This is a genomic window from Pseudarthrobacter sp. GQ63 (assembly GCF_059758765.1).
Map to the genome: position 1 here is coordinate 51,286 of NZ_JCAXEF010000015.1, position 17,159 is coordinate 68,444.

The 17,159-nt window shown below is 66.0% G+C and carries 25 protein-coding genes; 14 read left to right on the top strand and 11 right to left on the bottom strand.

The annotated features are described in order from the left end of the window. Window positions 1–190 precede the first annotated feature (190 nt). A complete protein-coding gene (locus AC6CHP_RS18195; protein WP_188731762.1) occupies window positions 191–784 on the bottom strand; it encodes a DnaJ family domain-containing protein in 594 nt (197 codons plus the stop codon). A 160-nt stretch (window positions 785–944) separates the two neighbouring features. Here AC6CHP_RS18195 and AC6CHP_RS18200 point away from each other — a divergent pair, with 160 nt between their 5' ends. Continuing rightward, window positions 945–1,460 carry a PaaI family thioesterase gene (locus AC6CHP_RS18200; RefSeq protein WP_188731621.1) on the top strand — a complete coding sequence of 172 codons (516 nt, stop codon included), beginning with the start codon at window positions 945–947 and terminating at the stop codon, window positions 1,458–1,460. A 96-nt stretch (window positions 1,461–1,556) separates the two neighbouring features. Here AC6CHP_RS18200 and AC6CHP_RS18205 read toward each other — a convergent pair whose 3' ends face one another. Next, a complete protein-coding gene (locus AC6CHP_RS18205; protein ID WP_188731619.1) occupies window positions 1,557–2,054 on the bottom strand; it encodes an SRPBCC family protein in 498 nt (165 codons plus the stop codon). Window positions 2,055–2,067: 13 nt separating this feature from the next. Continuing rightward, window positions 2,068–2,400 carry an ArsR/SmtB family transcription factor gene (locus AC6CHP_RS18210; protein WP_188731617.1) on the bottom strand — a complete coding sequence of 111 codons (333 nt, stop codon included), beginning with the start codon at window positions 2,398–2,400 and terminating at the stop codon, window positions 2,068–2,070. A 101-nt stretch (window positions 2,401–2,501) separates the two neighbouring features. On the opposite strand from AC6CHP_RS18210, the gene AC6CHP_RS18215 reads away from it, so the two are divergent. After that, on the top strand, window positions 2,502–3,230 hold the full coding sequence (locus AC6CHP_RS18215; RefSeq protein ID WP_188731615.1) for a Type 1 glutamine amidotransferase-like domain-containing protein: 729 nt from the start codon (window positions 2,502–2,504) through the stop codon (window positions 3,228–3,230). A gap of 56 nt (window positions 3,231–3,286) precedes the next feature. Here the strand turns inward: AC6CHP_RS18215 and AC6CHP_RS18220 are convergent, their stop codons facing one another. After that, complete coding sequence (locus tag AC6CHP_RS18220; protein ID WP_188731613.1) at window positions 3,287–3,871, bottom strand: hypothetical protein; 585 nt, start codon at window positions 3,869–3,871, stop codon at window positions 3,287–3,289. A gap of 8 nt (window positions 3,872–3,879) precedes the next feature. Next, window positions 3,880–4,614, bottom strand: coding sequence for a GAF and ANTAR domain-containing protein (locus tag AC6CHP_RS18225; protein ID WP_188731612.1), 735 nt, complete (start codon window positions 4,612–4,614; stop codon window positions 3,880–3,882). A gap of 100 nt (window positions 4,615–4,714) precedes the next feature. On the opposite strand from AC6CHP_RS18225, the gene AC6CHP_RS18230 reads away from it, so the two are divergent. The 8 genes from AC6CHP_RS18230 (at window position 4,715) to AC6CHP_RS18265 (ending at window position 10,358) form a co-directional block, all read left to right on the top strand. Then, entirely contained in the window at window positions 4,715–5,434 is a 720-nt protein-coding gene (locus AC6CHP_RS18230; RefSeq protein WP_188731610.1) for a GAF and ANTAR domain-containing protein, read from the top strand. 9 nt (window positions 5,435–5,443) lie between these two features. Continuing rightward, a complete protein-coding gene (locus AC6CHP_RS18235; protein ID WP_188731607.1) occupies window positions 5,444–5,785 on the top strand; it encodes a hypothetical protein in 342 nt (113 codons plus the stop codon). 167 nt (window positions 5,786–5,952) lie between these two features. After that, on the top strand, window positions 5,953–6,678 hold the full coding sequence (locus tag AC6CHP_RS18240; protein WP_188731605.1) for a GAF and ANTAR domain-containing protein: 726 nt from the start codon (window positions 5,953–5,955) through the stop codon (window positions 6,676–6,678). Window positions 6,679–6,680: 2 nt separating this feature from the next. After that, window positions 6,681–6,932, top strand: a complete 252-nt coding sequence (locus AC6CHP_RS18245) for a hypothetical protein (protein ID WP_188731603.1) — start codon at window positions 6,681–6,683, stop codon at window positions 6,930–6,932. Continuing rightward, window positions 6,929–7,699, top strand: a complete 771-nt coding sequence (locus tag AC6CHP_RS18250; RefSeq protein WP_229675409.1) for a GAF and ANTAR domain-containing protein — start codon at window positions 6,929–6,931, stop codon at window positions 7,697–7,699. Before AC6CHP_RS18245 ends, AC6CHP_RS18250 begins: the two co-directional genes overlap by 4 nt. A 316-nt stretch (window positions 7,700–8,015) precedes the next feature. Then, window positions 8,016–8,213, top strand: coding sequence for a hypothetical protein (locus AC6CHP_RS18255; protein ID WP_104189464.1), 198 nt, complete (start codon window positions 8,016–8,018; stop codon window positions 8,211–8,213). 271 nt (window positions 8,214–8,484) lie between these two features. Then, a complete protein-coding gene (locus AC6CHP_RS18260; protein WP_377090647.1) occupies window positions 8,485–9,291 on the top strand; it encodes a CPBP family glutamic-type intramembrane protease in 807 nt (268 codons plus the stop codon). Between the two features lie 29 nt (window positions 9,292–9,320). Further along, window positions 9,321–10,358 (top strand): nitronate monooxygenase, encoded by a 1,038-nt coding sequence (locus AC6CHP_RS18265; protein ID WP_498231447.1) that lies wholly within the window; start codon window positions 9,321–9,323, stop codon window positions 10,356–10,358. Between the two features lie 10 nt (window positions 10,359–10,368). Here AC6CHP_RS18265 and AC6CHP_RS18270 read toward each other — a convergent pair whose 3' ends face one another. After that, on the bottom strand, window positions 10,369–10,548 hold the full coding sequence (locus tag AC6CHP_RS18270; RefSeq protein ID WP_188731601.1) for a hypothetical protein: 180 nt from the start codon (window positions 10,546–10,548) through the stop codon (window positions 10,369–10,371). A 108-nt stretch (window positions 10,549–10,656) separates the two neighbouring features. Beyond that, window positions 10,657–11,697 carry an NAD(P)-dependent alcohol dehydrogenase gene (locus tag AC6CHP_RS18275; RefSeq protein WP_104189460.1) on the bottom strand — a complete coding sequence of 347 codons (1,041 nt, stop codon included), beginning with the start codon at window positions 11,695–11,697 and terminating at the stop codon, window positions 10,657–10,659. Window positions 11,698–11,848: 151 nt separating this feature from the next. Here AC6CHP_RS18275 and AC6CHP_RS18280 point away from each other — a divergent pair, with 151 nt between their 5' ends. Further along, a complete protein-coding gene (locus tag AC6CHP_RS18280) occupies window positions 11,849–12,733 on the top strand; it encodes a helix-turn-helix transcriptional regulator (protein ID WP_377195361.1) in 885 nt (294 codons plus the stop codon). 14 nt (window positions 12,734–12,747) lie between these two features. Here AC6CHP_RS18280 and AC6CHP_RS18285 read toward each other — a convergent pair whose 3' ends face one another. The 4 genes from AC6CHP_RS18285 to AC6CHP_RS18300 form a co-directional block, all read right to left on the bottom strand. After that, window positions 12,748–13,185, bottom strand: a complete 438-nt coding sequence (locus AC6CHP_RS18285) for a VOC family protein (RefSeq protein WP_427115547.1) — start codon at window positions 13,183–13,185, stop codon at window positions 12,748–12,750. Window positions 13,186–13,271: 86 nt separating this feature from the next. Then, window positions 13,272–14,069: a GNAT family N-acetyltransferase gene (locus AC6CHP_RS18290; RefSeq protein ID WP_188731593.1), complete on the bottom strand. Its 798-nt coding sequence runs from the start codon at window positions 14,067–14,069 to the stop codon at window positions 13,272–13,274. Next, window positions 14,066–14,983 carry a DUF817 domain-containing protein gene (locus tag AC6CHP_RS18295; protein ID WP_498231451.1) on the bottom strand — a complete coding sequence of 306 codons (918 nt, stop codon included), beginning with the start codon at window positions 14,981–14,983 and terminating at the stop codon, window positions 14,066–14,068. Before AC6CHP_RS18295 ends, AC6CHP_RS18290 begins: the two co-directional genes overlap by 4 nt. Next, entirely contained in the window at window positions 14,976–15,776 is an 801-nt protein-coding gene (locus tag AC6CHP_RS18300; RefSeq protein ID WP_498231453.1) for an oxygenase MpaB family protein, read from the bottom strand. The genes AC6CHP_RS18295 and AC6CHP_RS18300 overlap by 8 nt, the downstream gene beginning before the upstream one ends. Before the next feature lie 136 nt (window positions 15,777–15,912). On the opposite strand from AC6CHP_RS18300, the gene AC6CHP_RS18305 reads away from it, so the two are divergent. The 3 genes from AC6CHP_RS18305 (at window position 15,913) to AC6CHP_RS18315 (ending at window position 17,141) form a co-directional block, all read left to right on the top strand. Beyond that, entirely contained in the window at window positions 15,913–16,395 is a 483-nt protein-coding gene (locus tag AC6CHP_RS18305; RefSeq protein WP_377195365.1) for a hypothetical protein, read from the top strand. 3 nt (window positions 16,396–16,398) lie between these two features. Next, complete coding sequence (locus AC6CHP_RS18310) at window positions 16,399–16,593, top strand: helix-turn-helix transcriptional regulator (RefSeq protein WP_104189442.1); 195 nt, start codon at window positions 16,399–16,401, stop codon at window positions 16,591–16,593. A gap of 143 nt (window positions 16,594–16,736) precedes the next feature. Next, entirely contained in the window at window positions 16,737–17,141 is a 405-nt protein-coding gene (locus AC6CHP_RS18315; protein ID WP_188731585.1) for an Hpt domain-containing protein, read from the top strand. Window positions 17,142–17,159: the final 18 nt, after the last annotated feature.

The following is a 17,159-nucleotide window of genomic DNA, read 5'->3' on the forward strand; positions in this document are numbered from 1 at the left end:
AGCGCTGGCAGCAAGAATCCTTCGCGAAATCTTCATAGATGTCCCCCCAAAGTCTGACTGGTCTTCAGTATCGTCACTTGATACTCGGGCACACCCAGCCGTAGCGCAATGGGGCGAACTGCCCACCCGGGCAGGGATCCCACTAAGGCGAGGACGACGACGGCGGGACGCAACGGCGTCGTACGTTCGGCTACGTTGCACCTTTCCACAGCCGCTGCCACCAGGGGCGCGCAGGCTGCGGTTCTGCCGGAGTCTCGGCAGGCCGGGCCGCACGGCGCTGGCGCCACCGGCCCACTTCCTCCTCTACGTCCCGGGTTTTGGTGATGACCGGCGGACCGCCCTGCAGCTGGCGCCGGGCGTCGACGACGCGGCGGTTGAAATCCTGCAGGATGTCCCGCACCTGCTGCTCCGTGTACTGGGCGTCAAGCCTGGCATCAAGCTCGGCGTCCTCCTTCCGGAGCAGGATGGCCGCCGGACCGAGGCCGCTGATGTTTTCCCGCTGGATGAGGCCCTTGACCCACCAGTCGGGATCGTACGACTCCCCCAGCCCGGGAATCGGCTTGCCGGCGTACTTGAGGTTGTCGAACTTGCCCTGCGCCATGGCATCACGGACAAGGTACTCCGCCCGGGCGGAGTCGCTCACCTTCTTGCGCTTCTCCCGCTCCTTCACTTCAAGGGCGTCCAGCTCGGCTTCTTCCTCCGCGCTGATGCCTGCCCCGCGGTAGGTGCGGAGTTCGGCGGCACGCTCCAGGCGCTTCCGGTACTCTGCTGCACCGCTCCCCATTGCTGCCACCGCCCCACGTTTGTCCCTACGCCTTCCTTCCAGTATTCAGAACCCGTTGGCCGGGTTCAACGCCCATCCCGAACAACGGCACGGAGCTGGAGCCGGGGGGCGTCGCTTCGCTTAAGCTGGGCAGGCGGGCCACACGGAGGAGGCAGTGCCAATGGATGGCAACGGAGCAACGGAGCGCTCGGCAACGTTCAGCTGGACCGATCCGAGCGTGGGCCTTGGGCACCTGTCCCTGATGTCCGGGCTGGACTACCTCTCCGGCATGCGGGACGGAACCATTCCGCGGCCGCCCATGGCGTCCCTGATGAACCTGGCCCTTGTTGGGGTTGAGCCGGGGCGCGTGGAATTCGAATGCCGGCCGGCCGAAGCGCACTACAACCCGCTGGGCGTGGTGCACGGCGGGTTGGCCTGTACGCTGCTGGACACCGTTGTGGGGTGCGCGGGGCACAGCACCCTGGCCGCTGGATTCGGGTACACGTCCATCGACCTCTCCGTCAGCTACCTCCGCCCCATCACCCTCAAGCACGGCGTGCTGCGGGCCGAGGGGACCGTGACCAAACCGGGATCGCGGGTCATCTTCGCCGAGGGGCGCATCTTCGGGCCGGCCGGTGAGCTCCTGGCCACCGCCACTAGTTCACTCCTGGTATTCGCCGCGGCCCCGGACCGGTAGGCCCTGCCGGCAGCAGCCCCGGAAAAGGCTGAAGCGTGCGACGGCGGGACGTCCCGCCGTCGTACGCTTCAGGTCCGCTGTGGCGCGGCGGGCCGTTCAGGCGTTGGCGTGTTCGGCGAGGATCGCGTCAATCTGGCCTAAAGCCTCCTTCATACCCTCCTCCATGCCCATCTTGACCATCTCTTCCAGCTGCTCTTCGGAATCGAAGATGGACATGATGGTCATACGGGTGCGGCCGCCGATGTCCTCCAGGTCTACAGCGGCATGGGCACTGCCCATGGCATCCAAGGGCGCTCCGGTTTCGTCAGCGAAGCCGTCATCGAATTCGAGCCTGCGCGGCGGCTCGATGGTTCTGAACTTCCACCAGCCTCGGGGCTTCTCGCCTTCGGGGGTGGTCATGTAATAGTCGGCCTTCCCGCCGGGCTGGAAGTCGAACCGGTCAAACGTGGCCGGATAGTTGGGCGGACCCCACCAACGCTCCAGCTGGCGCGGGTCTTCCCAGATCTGCCAGACGCGCTCGACGCCGGCGTCGAACTCCGCCACGAGGGTGAGGCTGAGGGCCTCGGGATTCTTGGTGGAACTGATAACAGGCATTGCGCAACCTTCCTTATCCTTCAGCCAGAATGTCTGCGATCCGGTCGACGCGCTGCCGCCAGATCGCCTCATACTCGTCGAGCAGCCGCCGGGCTTTTTGCAGGCCTTCATGGTTACCCCGCACAATCTGCTCCCTTCCGCGCTTTTCCTTGGTGACCAGGGATGCGCGCTCCAACACCGCAACGTGCTTCTGGACTGCGGCGAAGCTCATGGCATAGAGGACAGCGAGACCGGAAACTGAATACTCCCCCACCGTCACCCGGCGCACAATGTCGCGGCGGGTGGAATCTGCGAACGCCTGGAACAGGCGGTCCAGTTCGACTTCACGGAGCTGATCTACAACCATTTGGTTGTACGATAGTCCTGCCCGCACGGGCTGTCAATGGCCTGCGGAAACGGGGTTCCCACTCCGGCGGAAAGGCCGTTGGGGCCGGTATCTTGAAGGCCATGAGCATCTTCCTTGCCGGCGCCGGGCCGGACCATCTGGCGTTTCCGGAAGTGTTTGACCGCTTCGCCCAGGCCGTCAGCCAGCGTTCCCGCCAGGAGGCACCCGCGCGGGTGGCGGTGGTAGTTCATGACCGCGGCGGGAACCCGGAAAGCCTCCTTCCGGCTTACGTGGATCCGCTGCTCGCACGGATTCCGCTTGAGGTGGTGCCGGTCCTGCTGGGTGCGGGCGCGCCTCCCAACCCTTCAGTGTTCGACGGCGTCGACGGGCTGGTGGTGGGCGGTGGACTGACGCCGGCGTACTGGGAAGGACTCGCCGCTTCCGCAACCGCCATTTCACGGGCCGTGGCCGGCGGCGTGCCCTACCTCGGCTTTTCCGCCGGGGCCATGATCGCACCCCGCAGGGCGCTGGTGGGCGGCTACCGGAACCGCGGCATTGAGGTCTGCGGCGAAGAATGCTCGGAGGGCCTGGCCGAGCTCGAAATCCGGGACGGCCTGGGCCTGGCCCCGTATTCAATTGATGTCCACGCAGCACAGGCCGGCACGCTCAGCCGCGCAGTGGGAGCCGTGGCCGCAGGGCTGGTGGAGAGGGCTGTGGCCGTGGACGAGAACACCGCCCTGGTGCTGGCAGCGGCAGGCGATGACAGCTTCGAGGTACTGGGCCACGGCAACTGCTGGGACATCCGCTGGTCCGGCACGGCCTGCAGCGTCTCCGTGCTGCAGGCGGACTGAGGGTAAATCGCGGCCTATTGCTGGGGCAGCCCTGTAGCCAAGCTGGCCCGGACCACTCAGCTGTCGCGTGCAGGGCAATCAAAGTCGTGCAATGCCGGCCACACGGGATCGGAGCCACCATGCACGGACAGAAGCGCACCTTCGGCGTCCCACGTGAAGTCGTAGGAGCCTGACGCAATGGGCTGGTATCCATCATCGGCGGTCCAGGAACTGACGGGCCTGCCAAAGCCGCCAAGCCCCACTGCGTACAACTCACCGCCACCGGCAAACAGGAACGAATGCTCTCTCACTGCTGCCTGGCAGAAGCCGGGGCCCGGGGGACGCAGGACCGTGTAGGTAGCACCAAGGTCTCCTACCCCACCCATGACGCTGCAAACTCCGGCCAACACCGCAATGCCCACCCACTGTGGTGAACGCCTGCGGGCAGATCTTTGCTCGCCCGGCGCAGCGTTCCGGCGGCGCAGCAATGCGCGAGCGATTGCGAGAACGAGCGAAAGTACGAGCAGCGAGGCGCTAAGAGCCCATCCGGGAATCACCAACTGACCCCACACCAGCAGGAAACCAAACATGCCGCCCACGGTGGCCACTGCCGCGAGGAGCAGGCACAGGCGCACTGCAGCGTCGAGGCGATGTGCAGCCATCGAGTTCTTTAGGCGTCGAAGTGCGTCTTGACCCTGTCGCCGGTCAGTTGTTCAATCAGCTCCGCGGCGACGTCCCGCAGCTTTTGGTTGCGGTTGCTGGAGACCTTGGTGAGGATGTCCATGGCTTCCGCCTGGGAGCACCTGTTCTGGGCCATGATGACGCCGCATGCCAGGTTGATGGCAGTCCGGCTCTCCATGGCAGCTTCCAGGTTCTCCGCCCGGCTTTGCGCTGTGTCGAGGCGGACTGAGAGATGCAGCGTGTTGTGGGCGGCAGCAGCGAAGCCCACGGCCTTCTCATAGACACCCGCGGTGAACATGCCTGGCTTGGACGCAAAAAAATTCAAGGCCACACTGGCTTCGCTGCTGATCTCCAGGGGCACCCCCAGGGAGCTCCGGATGTTTGCCTCCGCCAGCTTCCGGGTCAGCTCCGGCCAGCGGGAGTCCGTGGCGACGTCGTCGATAATCACCGGAGACATCTCGCGCAGCGCTTTGATGCAGGGGCCGTCCCCGACGGCCTGTTCAACTTTGTCCAGCTCCACCGCGCGTTGGCTGCTGCCGGCAACAGTCGTGGGCTTGCGCCGCAGTTTGAGCGTGACTGCACACTCAATGTGGTCACCCGCCTCCACGGAAACCGATGCTGCGGCTAGCCCTGCGAGCCCGGTGAGGAACTCAACAACGTTTTCCGCGCCCACCAGAATGCTCTGGAGCTCTTCAATTGGTTCTTTCTCCGGTGAACTCGACATGGGCCCATCTTACTGTCACGCCCCTTCCTGGGCAGCGGACCGGACAGCGGGGGGCAGCGGCATCCGCTGCTCGCCCGGGGCTTGGCTCTATGCTGAGACTATGGCGCAGCACCTTCCCCTCGACGAGCTCAGCACCGTCATAGCTCGCATCCAGGGGCTGCTGCTGACAGAGGAAAAGGTCACCACGGCCGTCCGGATCCTGGCCCAGGCCGCCAAGGAGTCGGTTCCCGGGACGATCGGAGCAGGAGTATCGCTTCTGGATTCGCGCGGGCGCCGCACCAGCAGCGGCTATACCGACCGGATCGTAAGCCGGGCCGATGCCACGCAGTACGAGTGCGGGGAAGGACCGTGCCTGACCGCCTGGGCGGCAGAAGAACCCGTACTGGTCACGGACCTGGGGAATGAAACCCGCTGGCCTGAATGGCGGAAAGCCGTCCGCGGGCTCCCCATATTGTCAGTGGTCAGCGCTCCCCTGAAGGCCGGCCGGGAATCCCTGGGTGCCCTGAAGCTTTACGCCGCCACCCCCGACATCTATGACGAATCCAGCGCCGCGCTGCTCCAGCTCTTCGCTGCCCCGGCCGCCACGCTGCTGGCACACATCCAGGCCAGCGAAGCCCCGCACAGGATGACCGAGGTCCTGCAGGCATCCTTGTACAGCCGGGACCTGGTGAACAGGGCCTGCGGAGCGCTGATGGAACGGTACGGGATGACCCATGAGGCAGCACTGCAGAGGCTGATGAAGCTTGCCCGCGACGAGAACGCTGCATTGCAGCACGTCAGCGAACGCGTCCTTGCCGGGACGCTGCCTGCCGGCGCTTAGGACCTACCTATGGGCTTCGATCCGAACGAACCGGAACAACGCCGCCGGCTCCGCGCCGCCATCAGGGCGGCGGATATTCCTGTGTCCGATCTGTGGCTGAAGTACTTCAGCCTCTCGGGAGACGCCGGGGAATACGAGGTGGAAGCGTACCTGCAGGGGCTCCTTTCCCTGCCGCCGGTGCAGCGCGACCTGCTGGCCCTGGCAGCCAACGAGCTCATTGACGATCTGCCCCGCCCACGCGCACCCTACTCGGACGACTTTCCTGGTTCGAGCGATGCCCCCGGACCCTCCGCTGAGGGACCTGGCGGCGGCGGAGACGGGACCGGCCGGCGAACGGAGCCGGACGAGTAAACCGGGTGGCTCCGGCATATCCATAGGTCCCGTACCGGCGTAATGTCGGTAGTAGGAGATTTCGGGAGTGCGGGACGTCCGGGGTTGAATACTCGGGCCAGCCAGCGTACAGAGCAGCGGCCGCCAGCCAGAGGCGAGTCTTCTGGTGCATCCAGGATCGAGGCCTGATGGCCAAGGAAAGCACTCTCACAACATCTGACCGGATGCAGGACCTGCTGCTTGAAAGTCCCGGGTTTCCCGAATTCCTTCTAGGCCTGGCCACCCTGTCGGCCTCCCTGCTTGGTTCCGACGGTCCTGTCACATGCACCATCACGGTAGAACGCGACGGCGGGTTGTCAACGGTTGCCAGCAGCAGCGAGGAAGGCCGGCGGCTGGACGAAACCCAGTATTCGTACGACGAAGGCCCCTGCCTGACGGCCTTGCGGCAGCACCGCCTTGTGTGGGTGCCGGACCTGCTGGGCGACGAGCGCTGGAGCGGATACGCAGAAGCGGCCGCCCGGGAGGGGATCCGCTCCGTGCTGGCAGTCCCCATCCCCAGCGACGCTTCCTCCCGTGCGGGGTTGAACTGCTACGCAAAGACCATCAACGCCTTCGACGAGGAAACCGTGGTGCTCCTGGAACAGCACGCCGCCTCCATGTCCAGGGTCCTCCGGATCGCGCTGCGCCTGCACGGGGCGGACGTCCATCCCGAGCACCTGAGGGCCGCCCTCAAATCCAGGGCCATTGTGGACGCGGCCGTATCCCTGATCATGCTCCAGCACCGGGGCGGACGGGACGGCGCCTTGGAGATCCTCCGCTTGGCGGCGAAGTCCAGCAACCGCAAAGTCCACGCGATCGCCCACGACATTGTGCAGGGAGCCGAACTCCCCGCACCCAACAGCGACGGAGGGTAAGGATGCATCCCCTTGGGGCCGACGGGCCCGAGCAGCCGGACCGGGCAGCCGAAGAACGCAGGGGAACTGCCCGGCGCTTCCGGGACACGGAGCTGCCGCTGGACAAGCTGTGGATCTACTACTACGGCATCGGCGGCGATATCGATGAGGTATCCCTCGATGCCTACCTCCACGAGGCGCTGGACATACCGGCCGCGCAGGTGAACCTGATCGCCACGGCGATGACGGAAATGACGGAAGCGGACACGCGGTGACAGCCCACGGACACAGCACGGACGGTTATGGGTCCGGACGGCGTGAGTTTCCGGATGTGGACCTGCGGCTGCAGGATATGGTCCTGGACAGCCGTGACATCGCTGAGTTCCTTAACGACCTCGCCGTGGTGGCCGCCTCCCGGCTCTCCACCCCGGGCAATCCGGTCCTCTGCGGCGTGACCGTGATCCGGCATAAGCGGCCCGAGGCGGTGGCCAGCAGCGATTCGGAAGCACACTCCCTGGACGAACTGCAGAATGGGTTTGGAGACGGCCCCTGCCTCACCGCGCTGCGCACCCAAACGACGCTGCTGGTTCCCGACCTTGTCAGGGAACACCGCTGGGAGGCCTACGTGCGGGCCGCTGCGGCACGGGGCGTGTCCTCCATCCTTGCTGTACCTATGGACATCGCCGGTGAGGCGGAGGCCGTCCTGAACCTCTACTCCGGCCGCGTCAACGGGTTCTCGGCGGATGACATCGCCACAGCGGAGGCTTTCGCGGGGCAGGCAGCAGGCTCACTGAAGCTGGTGCTGCGCATCACCCAGCTGTCCGAGGCCAGGAACGATTTGGCCCTAGCCCTCAAATCACGGACCACCATCGACATGGCCATTGGAGCCATCATGGCCGAGAACAGGTGCACCCGGGACACCGCATTCGGCATCCTCACCAAGGCGTCCAGCACGCGCAACGTCAAGCTTCGCGAAGTGGCCGCGGCCGTGATCGCTTCCATCTCCGGCGAGAACGAGATTGGCACCTACTTCGACGAATAGGGTCCGTGCCACCCGAAACCACGTGCCGCCCAGGCGGAACGTGATGAGACTCACGCGCAACATTCTTGAGGCTGGCCCCTGCCGCTGGGCACTATGGAAAGGCATCGGCAGGCTTGATCTCCCGGCGAGGGAGTGACTGCCGAGGCCCGGTGTGCTTGGTCACATCCGGCCGGATACGGTTGCCAACCCCCTTCGGCAACCTGCACCATTGAAATACAGGAACGCGCTTTCCCATGCAGTACCGCCTCATAGACGAGACCACGGCCTGGTCGATGAAGATTCCAGGCCGCCCACCGCAAGAAATGGAAGTTGAATAATGACGTTCGATGCCACTGACTCCGTGACCCTGAAAATCTGGGACCGGTCCGCCCTGCACCACACCCTTGACTCCGCTGCCAGCGAGCTCTCCGCGCGGCACAACACCACCACCTGCCGCGTCGCCGTAACGTGCAGCGGGCCCAACACCTTCACCCTGAGCCTGCGCGGTGAAGGCAAGGCACTGGCCTCCGCCTAAGCGGCCACCCCTGAAAGGCAAGCGGACGACGCCGGCACTCCCCGGCGTCGTCCGCTTGCCTTTAAGCGCGGCACGGCGTCCTTGCCCCGGCGCGGCACGCGGCAAGTAAAATGTGTGGAATCCAAGCGGAAGCGCCGTCCAAGCATCAAAGGTGACCATGAGGCAGAAACCACGGGCGCAAGCCGACCCCGCCGCGCCGGGCCCCGGAAAGTTGGGCCCAGGAAAGTTGGGCCCAGACCAGGCAGGCACAGCACAGACGGGCACAGCAAAAGTGAGCCCAGCACAGCCGGGCCCGGCGTCACTGCCGTTGATCCCCTCGGCCCTTGTGTCGGCGTCGGGCTTCCTGCTGTTTGCCCGCGAGGACCGCCTCTCCGGCTTCCTCCTCCTGGCCGCCGCGCTGGTCCTGGCCGGTTTCATCAGCAGGCGCCTCTTGATCGACCTCGCCTTGATCGCCGTGGGCCTGACGGCCATGAGCCTGGTCCCCATCACCACGGACATCAGCACCGAACACATGCTGGTTATGGGAACCGCCATGATCCTCGCCGTCGGGATTCCCTATTCGGTCTCGAGGTTCGTCACCAAGGACCACGCCATCCGCTTCCCCATCAGGACGGGCCAGCCGTGGACGCGCGCCGAAAAGTGGTACCTGCCTGCCGTCCTGGTAATCGGGTATGCGCTGATGCCGGTGTACATGATCCGGACCGGCGTCTACACCAACTGGCCGGCTGTCAGCGACCCGGACGGCATCGCACGGCTCTTCCTCGGCACCAACGTGCTGGGCATCTGGGACGAACTCTTCTTCATCTGCACCGCGTTCACGCTGCTGCGCCGCCACCTGCCGGACTGGCAGGCCAACCTGCTGCAGGCGGTCCTGTTCACGTCCTTCCTTTGGGAGCTCGGCTTCCATTCCTGGGCGCCCTTCTTCATCTTCCCCTTCGCCCTGCTGCAGGCCCGGCTGTTCACGGTGACCAAGTCGCTGTCCTACATTGTCAGCGTCCACCTGCTGTTCGACTTCGTGCTGTTCCTGGTCCTGATCCATGCCCACAACCGCGAGTGGATCGACATTTTCCTGTACTAGTACCCTCAGCACGAAAGCGAACCACCATCGTGGATGCACCCGCCGGCGGCAACGCCCGCTTTGACATCGCCTCCCTGCCGTTGCCGGTGATCCAGGCGCCGATGGCGGGCGGGCCGTCCACGCCGGAGCTGGCAGCGGCGGTGAGCTCCCGGGGAGGACTGGGATTCCTGGCCGCCGGCTACAAGCCCGCGGCGGCGGTGAAGTCGGAGATCGAGGCCACGCGGCGGCTGACCGGAGCCCCCATCGGCGTCAATGTCTTCGTCCCGCAGCCCCCGGTCATCAGCCCCGGGGCGCTGGAACAGTACGCCCTGTCCCTGGCTCCGGACGCAGGGCGTTTTGGCGTCACCCTGGGGGATCCGCGCCATGACGACGACTACTGGGACAACAAGATTGAGGTCCTGCTGGAGCATGTCCCCGAGGCGGTTTCCTTCACCTTCGATGTGCCGGAACCCGCCGTCATCGGCGCGCTGCAGCAACGGGGCGCCTGCGTCATCGGGACGGTAACGTCGCGGCCTGAAGCCATGCGCGCCCTGGACGCAGGCGTTGACGTGCTGTGCGTCCAGGGACCGGAGGCGGGTGGACACCGCGGCACCTTTGACACAGCGCGCCGCCCGGAAGGTGAATCCCTCCACGGCCTGCTCGAAGAATTGGCGGACCTCGGAGTGCCGCTGATAGCAGCCGGCGGTATCGCCACGGGCGCCGATGTCCGGGCCGCCCTCTCCCGCGGAGCTGTGGCTGTCCAGGCGGGCACGGCGTTCCTCCGCGCGGACGAGGCCGGCACCAAGGCAGCCCACCGGCTTGCCCTGTCCTCGGGGCGCTTCACCACCACTGCGGTCACACGGGCCTTCTCGGGGCGGAACGCCCGCGGACTGTACAACGAATTCATGCGCCGCCACGATGGCGAGGCCCCCGACGGCTACCCGGAGATCCACCACCTCACCACTCCCCTGCGCGCAGCAGCAGCCGCTGCCGGGGATGCGGACTGGCTGAGCCTGTGGGCCGGAACCGGTTTCGACCGCACTGTTGCAGGCCCTGCGGCGCACATCCTCGCGGCCCTGCGGCCATAGCGGAAGCGGCCTATTCTTCGCCGGTGTCCTGTGCTTCCAGGAACCTGTCCATGGCTTCGCAGGCCCGTTTCCAGCGGGCGTTCAGGGCGTGCCGGCTCAATGGTTCGGACATGCCGTTGAGCACTTTCTCGATGGCATCGGATGCGGCGTCCCGGGCCCGGTCCTGCGCCGCCGGGGTGTAGTAGTTCATGCCGGTTATTCGTTGCGCCCGCAGCAGCGGATGGCGGGAATACCCCTCCACGCACGACGGCGGCCGGCCCCTTCACGGGACCGGCCGCCGTCGAACGCGCTGTGTTGCTTAGAGGGTGGCGGTGTCGATCACGAAGCGGTAGCGGACGTCCGAGGCGAGGACGCGCTCGTAGGCCTCGTTGATCTTCTCTGCGGGAATGACCTCGATCTCGGCACCGATGCCGTGCTCGGCGCAGAAGTCCAGCATTTCCTGCGTTTCGCGGATGCCGCCGATCATGGAACCGGCGAACGAACGGCGCCCGCCGATCAGCGCGAACGCGTTGACGGGGAGCGGTTCGGCGGGGGCGCCCACGTTCACCAGGGCACCGTCGAGTTTCAGCAGCTGCAGGTAGGAGCTGATGTCGATCGAGGCGCTCACGGTGTTGATGATGAGGTCGAACGTGCCGGCGAGGTCGCTGAAGGTGCTCTCGTCGCTGGTGGCGTAGTAGTGGTCTGCACCCAGCTTCAGGCCGTCTTCCTGCTTCTTGAGCGACTGGGACAGCACAGTGACCTCGGCGCCCATGGCGTGGGCGATCTTGACGGCCATGTGGCCGAGCCCGCCGAGGCCAACAACGGCAACGTTCTTGCCGGGTCCGGCGCCCCAGTGGTGCAGCGGGGAGAAGGTGGTGATGCCGGCGCACAGCAGCGGAGCGGCGACGTCGAGCTCGAGTCCTTCGGGGATCCGGACCACGAAGTCTTCGGTCACCACGACGTGGGTGGAGTAGCCGCCCTGGGTGATGGTTCCGTCGCGGTCAACCGCGCCATAGGTGCCCACGTTGCCCTTGAGGCAGTACTGTTCCTCGCCTTTCAGGCAGTTCTCGCACTCCTTGCAGGAGTTGACCATGCAGCCGACGCCCACGCGGTCGCCCACGGCGTGCCTGGTCACCTCGGAGCCAACCTGGGTGACGACGCCGGCGATTTCGTGGCCGGGAACCAGCGGGTACTGCTGCGGGCCCCAGTCGCCGCGGACCGTGTGGATGTCCGAGTGGCAGATGCCTGCGAACTTGATGTCGATCAGGACGTCGTGGGGGCCCACTTCGCGGCGTTCGATGGTGGTGGGGATGAGGTCCTCAGTGGAGGACGGGGATGCATAGGCCTTGACGGTAGTCATGGGTCTCCTGGGGTTCTGTTGGGGGTTATTGAAATGCTACAGGGGCTGGGTTCCATCAAACCGGATACGGCGGCCTGTAGCGGTGGCCCTGTTGTAACTGGTTCTGGCAGTCCTACCCTTAGGGCTCCTGCTTCGTCGTAACGTGTCCTGTATGGATAACCGAGCCGAGGTACGGCAATTCCTCTCCACGCGCCGGGGGCGCATCACCCCGGAACAGGCGGGCATTGAACCGTACGGCGGGCGGCGGCGCGTGCCCGGACTGCGCCGGGAGGAAGTGGCCCGGCTCGCCGGCGTCAGCGTGGACTACTACACGCGGCTGGAACGCGGGAACCTCTCGGGTGTTTCAGACAGCGTCCTGGACGCGATCGCCGGGGCGCTGGAGCTGGACCGCGCCGAACACGATCACCTGTACGACCTTGCCAGGACCGCCAACATGTCCGGCCGGAAGCGTGCCTCCGCCCCGGTTCCGGCAGGCGTGCGGCCCGAACTGCGGTACCTCCTGGACACCATTACCGGGGCGCCGGCCTTCATCGGGAACAACCGGATGGACATCGTGGCCGCCAACACCCTCGGCTACGCCTTGTACTCGGACATGTACCGGGGGCCCGCCCGGCCGGCCAACCATTCACGGTTTATCTTCCTGGACCCCAGGGCGCATAACTTCTACACCGACTGGGAGCGGGCGGCGAGCGCCAACGTGGCCATCCTGCGGCGCGAGGCCGGCCGCAGCCCGCATGACAAGGGCATTGCGGAACTGATTGGCGAGCTATCCATGCGCAGCGATGAGTTCCGCACCCGGTGGGCCGCCCATAACGTCCGGCGGCACTATTCCGGGACCAAGTTTTTCCAGCACCCCGTAGTGGGGCTCCTGGAACTGAACTACCAGGTCCTGGGCCTGGAGGAGGACCCCGGGCACTCCCTCACGGTCTACCCTGCCACTCCCGGCAGCCCATCCGAGGAGGCCCTGAAGCTCCTGGCCTCCTGGGCGGTGACGGAGAACATCGCGGAGCTGGCGCAGGCGAACGCGCGGGGCTAGGCGGGCTTGCGAAGCTAGGCGGGCTGTCCCTCCTGGACGGGGTCCGCCGGCTCAAGTCCGGATTCGTAGCCAACGAGCCAGTGAAGGCCGTGCTGGTCGATAACCTGGCCGTCCGATGCGCCCCAGGGCTTGGGACCGAGCGGGTCCACCACCCGGCCGTTTACGGCGAGTTTGTCGAACCACTCGTGGAGGACCCCAGGCTCGGCGGTCCCCAGCAACGAGAGCATCACCCCTTGAAGGCGGACACTGTTCTGCCCTTCCGCGGCATCCGAACCCGCTACGGCAACGACGCCCTTGAGCACTCCATGGGCTATGGCATCCGGTGGTCCGTCCTTGCGCCCGAAATCCTCATAGCTGTGCAGGAAGAGCTCACCCCCGAAAACGTCCGCGTAGAAGCTCAGCGCTTCGCGGGCTGTGCCGGGGAAGCTGACATAGATCTGGGGTGCAGTCATTCGCCCAGCATACAGACGGCCCGCGGGAACGATTGGGAAGACTGTATCGCCTGTCCTGCTGTGAAGCGCTGCATGAACGGTGGCGCTCAGCTGGTCTCCCGCCGCCAGCGGTAAGGCGTGGTGCTGGAGACCTTGACCAGCCCGGAGCGCTCCAGAATGGGCCGTGAGAACTCGGTCGAATCGCTGTGGATGAGTGTTTTACCCAGGCCGAGGGCCGACTGTGCCCGGCGGGCGGTCAAAGCCCGGTAAATCCCGCGGCCGCGCCATTCCGGGCGCGTGGCGCCGCCCCAGATCCCGGCGAAGGCGGTGCCTTCCACGGGTTCGAGGCGGCCGGCACTGACAATCCGGCCGTCTGCCTCGGCCACCCACAGCTGCATCCCGTCACCCAGTGAGAGCCGGTGCAGCAGGGCATCGGCCATCCCGTCGGACACCGGATCGCCGAAGACTTCATCCTGCATGGCGCACATCGCCCGGACATCCGGCCCGTCCACCACCTGCCGCACCACCACCCCATCGGGGAGCGGCACGGGAACGCTGAGCGCCTGCGCGCCGCCGATCATGATGGATTCCGGCGGATCAGGGGCAAAGCCGTGCGCCAGCAGCACCTCATGCAGCCCGGGGGCGTGGTCATGGCTGCGCGTCTTCCATTCCACCCGGGTGATCCCGGGATCAGACCGGAAGTAGTCCACCGCTTCACGGACCAGCCGGCGGAGAGTATCAGTGCCGGCATCCCCAAGATCCCGGTACGTCACAAAGCCGCGGCCGTCCCGGAATGCCGCCAGGAGCAACGGCCCGCGCCTGTTCACCGAGACGGCGCCGGGCGTCTCGGCATCCGTGCGCAGCTGTTCATCGTAGGCAGCCAGGAACCGTGCCGATTCACTCATTCCGCGTGCTTACTGGTGGCCGCCGGGACGGAGTGCTTGGCCGGCGCCGACCCGTCCCGGGTTGCCTCCGCAGGCGGCTGCGGTTTGTAGACCCAGGCCACCAGCACCACCGAAATGATCATCAGCAGGAACCAGGCCACGAGCTTCTCCAACCCAACGGGCTGCCAGCCGTCCACCTGGCTGGGATACAGCCAGGCGCCGGACCAGGTGGCGATGTTCTCGGCCACCCAGATGAACAGCGCCACCAGCAGGAAGGCGATCAGCAGCGGCATCCTGTAGTGCTTCCTGAACACCCTGAAGTGCATCACGCACCGGCCAAAGACAATCACGACGGCGGCGAGGAGCACCCAGCGTGCGTCCCAGATGTAGTGGTGGCTGAAAAAATTGACGTAAACGGCCGCAGCCACGGCCGCCGTGATCCAGCGCCGCGGATAGCGGGCGAACCTCAGATCGAACAGCCGGTAGACGCGGACCATGTAGGACCCGACGGCCGCGTACATAAAGCCGCTGAAGAGCGGGACCGCCCCGATCCGCAGGACGCCCTCGGCCTCGTAGGACCAGGAGCCGGCGTCGGTCTTGAAAAGCTCCATCACCGTACCCACCAGGTGGAACAGGATGATGACCCGCAGCTCCTTTAGGGTCTCCAGCCTGAAGGCGACCATAAGGACCTGGATCATCACCGCGGCGAGGGTCAGGAAGTCGTTCCTGGCCAGTGCGGCCCCGTCCGGGTACCAGAGCCGCGCGGCCATCAGCACCGCGAGCAGGGTGGCGCCAAAGATGCAGGCCCAGCCCTGCTTCAGGCCGAAGACCACGAATTCGGTGAGCTTTGGCCGGACGCGGCTGGAAGGGGCGCTGGCCAGGAAACGGCGCGCCTGCTCGTCAAGCCGCGCCTCCAGCGGAGTGGAGCTAAGCACTGGCGCGCCCTGCCCGGCGGGAGAAAGTGTCCAGCTCGGAGAGGCAGTAGTTCTTAAACCAGTGACGGAGCCGCTGCGGCAGCTTTGGATATGCCACGGCGAGGGCTTTCATGGTGCGGTGGAAGCGGCGCTCATGGCGCCCGCTCCACGGCAGGCCGAAGTCGTTCCGCAGCTGGTCCGGGAGGAGGCCGGCCGTGAGGAACCGGGCGATTGGCATGATGGTGCGGTACCAGAGTGCTGCATGCTGTGGATAGAGGAGTCCGCGGCCCACGCGGATGGCAGCGTCGCTCGCCCGGAGGCCGGCCATGCGTGCGTCATAGTACCGGCCGAACGCTTCACGGTCCTTCGGCCACATGTCCGGCGGAAGCTGCAGGGCCGTCCCCAGCTTCGCGTAGTCCCGGTACATGGCGTCGGCGGACTCGTCGTCGAGCGGGCCGTAGATTTTCTCGATGATGACCAGGGCGGTGTCGTAGAGCGTTGCCGTGACCCACAGCTGCAGTTCGGGGTCGTACGCGTTGTAGCCGGGCGTTTCGTGATCGGCATCCCGGCGGACAGGAACGTGGGCTCGGTTCACCCTGCGCCGGACTTCTTTGACCTGCTCGTCAGTTCCGTAGGTGACGGCGTACACGTAGGTCAGGGTGCCCTTGAGCCGGTTGATGGGGCGGTCCGTGAACGTGCTGTGCTCTGCGACGCCGCGGCCCACGCCGGGGTCTGCAAGCTGCAGCAGGATGGCCCGTCCCGCTCCCGCGAGCAGGATGACCTCCGCGTTCAAGTCCGCAAGTTCCCGCACCATTCCCTCAGGGTACCGGAGGGACCGGACGGGAGCCCCGGCCCGCTACAGCAGCCCGCCGCCATGGACAAGTTTACTTTACAGTCAAGCTCGCTTTACACTGGAGGCATCGATTACCGACAAGAACTGGGGGCCTGACATGACGGAGAACAAGAACAGTGCGGCAGGGAATCCGGTGCGCACCGCCTGGGGACGGGCCCGGCTTGGCACCCGCACCGTACCGGCCATGATGCCCGCCATCCCCCTGGGGATCCTTCTCGCCGCGCTGATCGCGGCAGCTGCCGCCCTGGCAGGCTTTGCTCCGCAGCAGCCTTTGCTGGGTGCCGCCATCGTGGCAGCCCTCATGGTCCTGCCCATGTGTGCACTCGCCTGGGCGTTCCTTGTTGACCGGGATTCCCTGGAGGGCGCGGCCTCCCGCCCGGAGGAATCCGTGGAATCGCGCTGGTATGACAATGCCGCAGCAGGAGCATTCCACGACCTGCTGATCTTTTCCGGCCTCGGAACAGCAGTACTCTTCCTGACGCCCCTTGAAATTGAGGGGTCCGTGGGCCTGCTGGCCGTAAGCGTCGTGGGAATGCTGTCCGCGGGAGTGCGCTACACCGTCAACAGGAGGCGAGGGTAGCCATTGGAAAACACCCTTCCGGAACTGCGCAGGGAGCATGGCTGGTCGCAGCAAAAGCTGGCCGATGCGCTGGGAGTATCGCGGCAAACCGTCATTTCCATCGAGAAGGGCCGGTTCGACCCGTCCCTCCCCCTGGCCTTCCGCCTGGCATCACTCTTCGGCTGCACCATCGAGGACATCTTCACGCCCGGCAGCTAGCACGAGCAACGCCCGCAGAAAATCGAGTACCCGCCACTCGTGCCCTCCATCCCTGGTGCCCGTAGCGTCCTGTGAAAGACCGCGGGCATCACCGCGGGCACTCCGGCTGCAAGGGGGCTCATGGGCTGCATCGAGGCACCGACATGACCCAGCCGGACGGTTATGCCCCGCCCCTCCTGGACCCCGCAGTGCTGGAGCGGCTGCGCGACGAACTCGACGATGAGGAGGGCGTGTGGAAGGTCTTCGTGGAGGCCTTCATCGCGCAGATGCCCCAGAGGCTGCAAAAGGTACGGCTTGCCCTGACCACCGGGGACCTGCCGGGTGCCATGGATGCGGTCCTGAGCCTCAAGACCTCCAGCCAGATGGTGGGGGCGGAGAGGCTCGCCGCGCTGGCCCTGGAGCTTGAAAAGTCGCTGCGGGAGGAAGCCAGGACCGCCGACCCGGCCGTGGTTTTGCCCCGGCTTGCGGCGGAGCACCTGCGGCGGCTCAAGCAGTGCGCCCAGCGCACCATGTATGTCCTGCAGGACCACCTGAGGAAGGGTCCCTGAACCGACGGCACTGTGTCC

What these genes read in the sequence shown, in the direction of transcription:
- AC6CHP_RS18280 (WP_377195361.1), top strand. Translation starts at nt 11,849, where the DNA reads ATGGATAACCGAGCCGAGGTACGGCAATTCCTCTCCACGCGCCGGGGG.
- AC6CHP_RS18220 (WP_188731613.1), bottom strand. Translation starts at nt 3,871, where the DNA reads ATGGCTGCACATCGCCTCGACGCTGCAGTGCGCCTGTGCCTGCTCCTC.
- AC6CHP_RS18235 (WP_188731607.1), top strand. Translation starts at nt 5,444, where the DNA reads ATGGGCTTCGATCCGAACGAACCGGAACAACGCCGCCGGCTCCGCGCC.
- AC6CHP_RS18210 (WP_188731617.1), bottom strand. Translation starts at nt 2,400, where the DNA reads ATGGTTGTAGATCAGCTCCGTGAAGTCGAACTGGACCGCCTGTTCCAG.
- AC6CHP_RS18275 (WP_104189460.1), bottom strand. Translation starts at nt 11,697, where the DNA reads ATGACTACCGTCAAGGCCTATGCATCCCCGTCCTCCACTGAGGACCTC.
- AC6CHP_RS18255 (WP_104189464.1), top strand. Translation starts at nt 8,016, where the DNA reads ATGACGTTCGATGCCACTGACTCCGTGACCCTGAAAATCTGGGACCGG.
- AC6CHP_RS18305 (WP_377195365.1), top strand. Translation starts at nt 15,913, where the DNA reads ATGACGGAGAACAAGAACAGTGCGGCAGGGAATCCGGTGCGCACCGCC.
- AC6CHP_RS18195 (WP_188731762.1), bottom strand. Translation starts at nt 784, where the DNA reads ATGGGGAGCGGTGCAGCAGAGTACCGGAAGCGCCTGGAGCGTGCCGCC.
- AC6CHP_RS18315 (WP_188731585.1), top strand. Translation starts at nt 16,737, where the DNA reads ATGACCCAGCCGGACGGTTATGCCCCGCCCCTCCTGGACCCCGCAGTG.
- AC6CHP_RS18205 (WP_188731619.1), bottom strand. Translation starts at nt 2,054, where the DNA reads ATGCCTGTTATCAGTTCCACCAAGAATCCCGAGGCCCTCAGCCTCACC.
- AC6CHP_RS18240 (WP_188731605.1), top strand. Translation starts at nt 5,953, where the DNA reads ATGGCCAAGGAAAGCACTCTCACAACATCTGACCGGATGCAGGACCTG.
- AC6CHP_RS18245 (WP_188731603.1), top strand. Translation starts at nt 6,681, where the DNA reads ATGCATCCCCTTGGGGCCGACGGGCCCGAGCAGCCGGACCGGGCAGCC.
- AC6CHP_RS18300 (WP_498231453.1), bottom strand. Translation starts at nt 15,776, where the DNA reads ATGGTGCGGGAACTTGCGGACTTGAACGCGGAGGTCATCCTGCTCGCG.
- AC6CHP_RS18285 (WP_427115547.1), bottom strand. Translation starts at nt 13,185, where the DNA reads ATGACTGCACCCCAGATCTATGTCAGCTTCCCCGGCACAGCCCGCGAA.
- AC6CHP_RS18290 (WP_188731593.1), bottom strand. Translation starts at nt 14,069, where the DNA reads ATGAGTGAATCGGCACGGTTCCTGGCTGCCTACGATGAACAGCTGCGC.
- AC6CHP_RS18215 (WP_188731615.1), top strand. Translation starts at nt 2,502, where the DNA reads ATGAGCATCTTCCTTGCCGGCGCCGGGCCGGACCATCTGGCGTTTCCG.
- AC6CHP_RS18270 (WP_188731601.1), bottom strand. Translation starts at nt 10,548, where the DNA reads ATGAACTACTACACCCCGGCGGCGCAGGACCGGGCCCGGGACGCCGCA.
- AC6CHP_RS18230 (WP_188731610.1), top strand. Translation starts at nt 4,715, where the DNA reads ATGGCGCAGCACCTTCCCCTCGACGAGCTCAGCACCGTCATAGCTCGC.
- AC6CHP_RS18200 (WP_188731621.1), top strand. Translation starts at nt 945, where the DNA reads ATGGATGGCAACGGAGCAACGGAGCGCTCGGCAACGTTCAGCTGGACC.
- AC6CHP_RS18225 (WP_188731612.1), bottom strand. Translation starts at nt 4,614, where the DNA reads ATGTCGAGTTCACCGGAGAAAGAACCAATTGAAGAGCTCCAGAGCATT.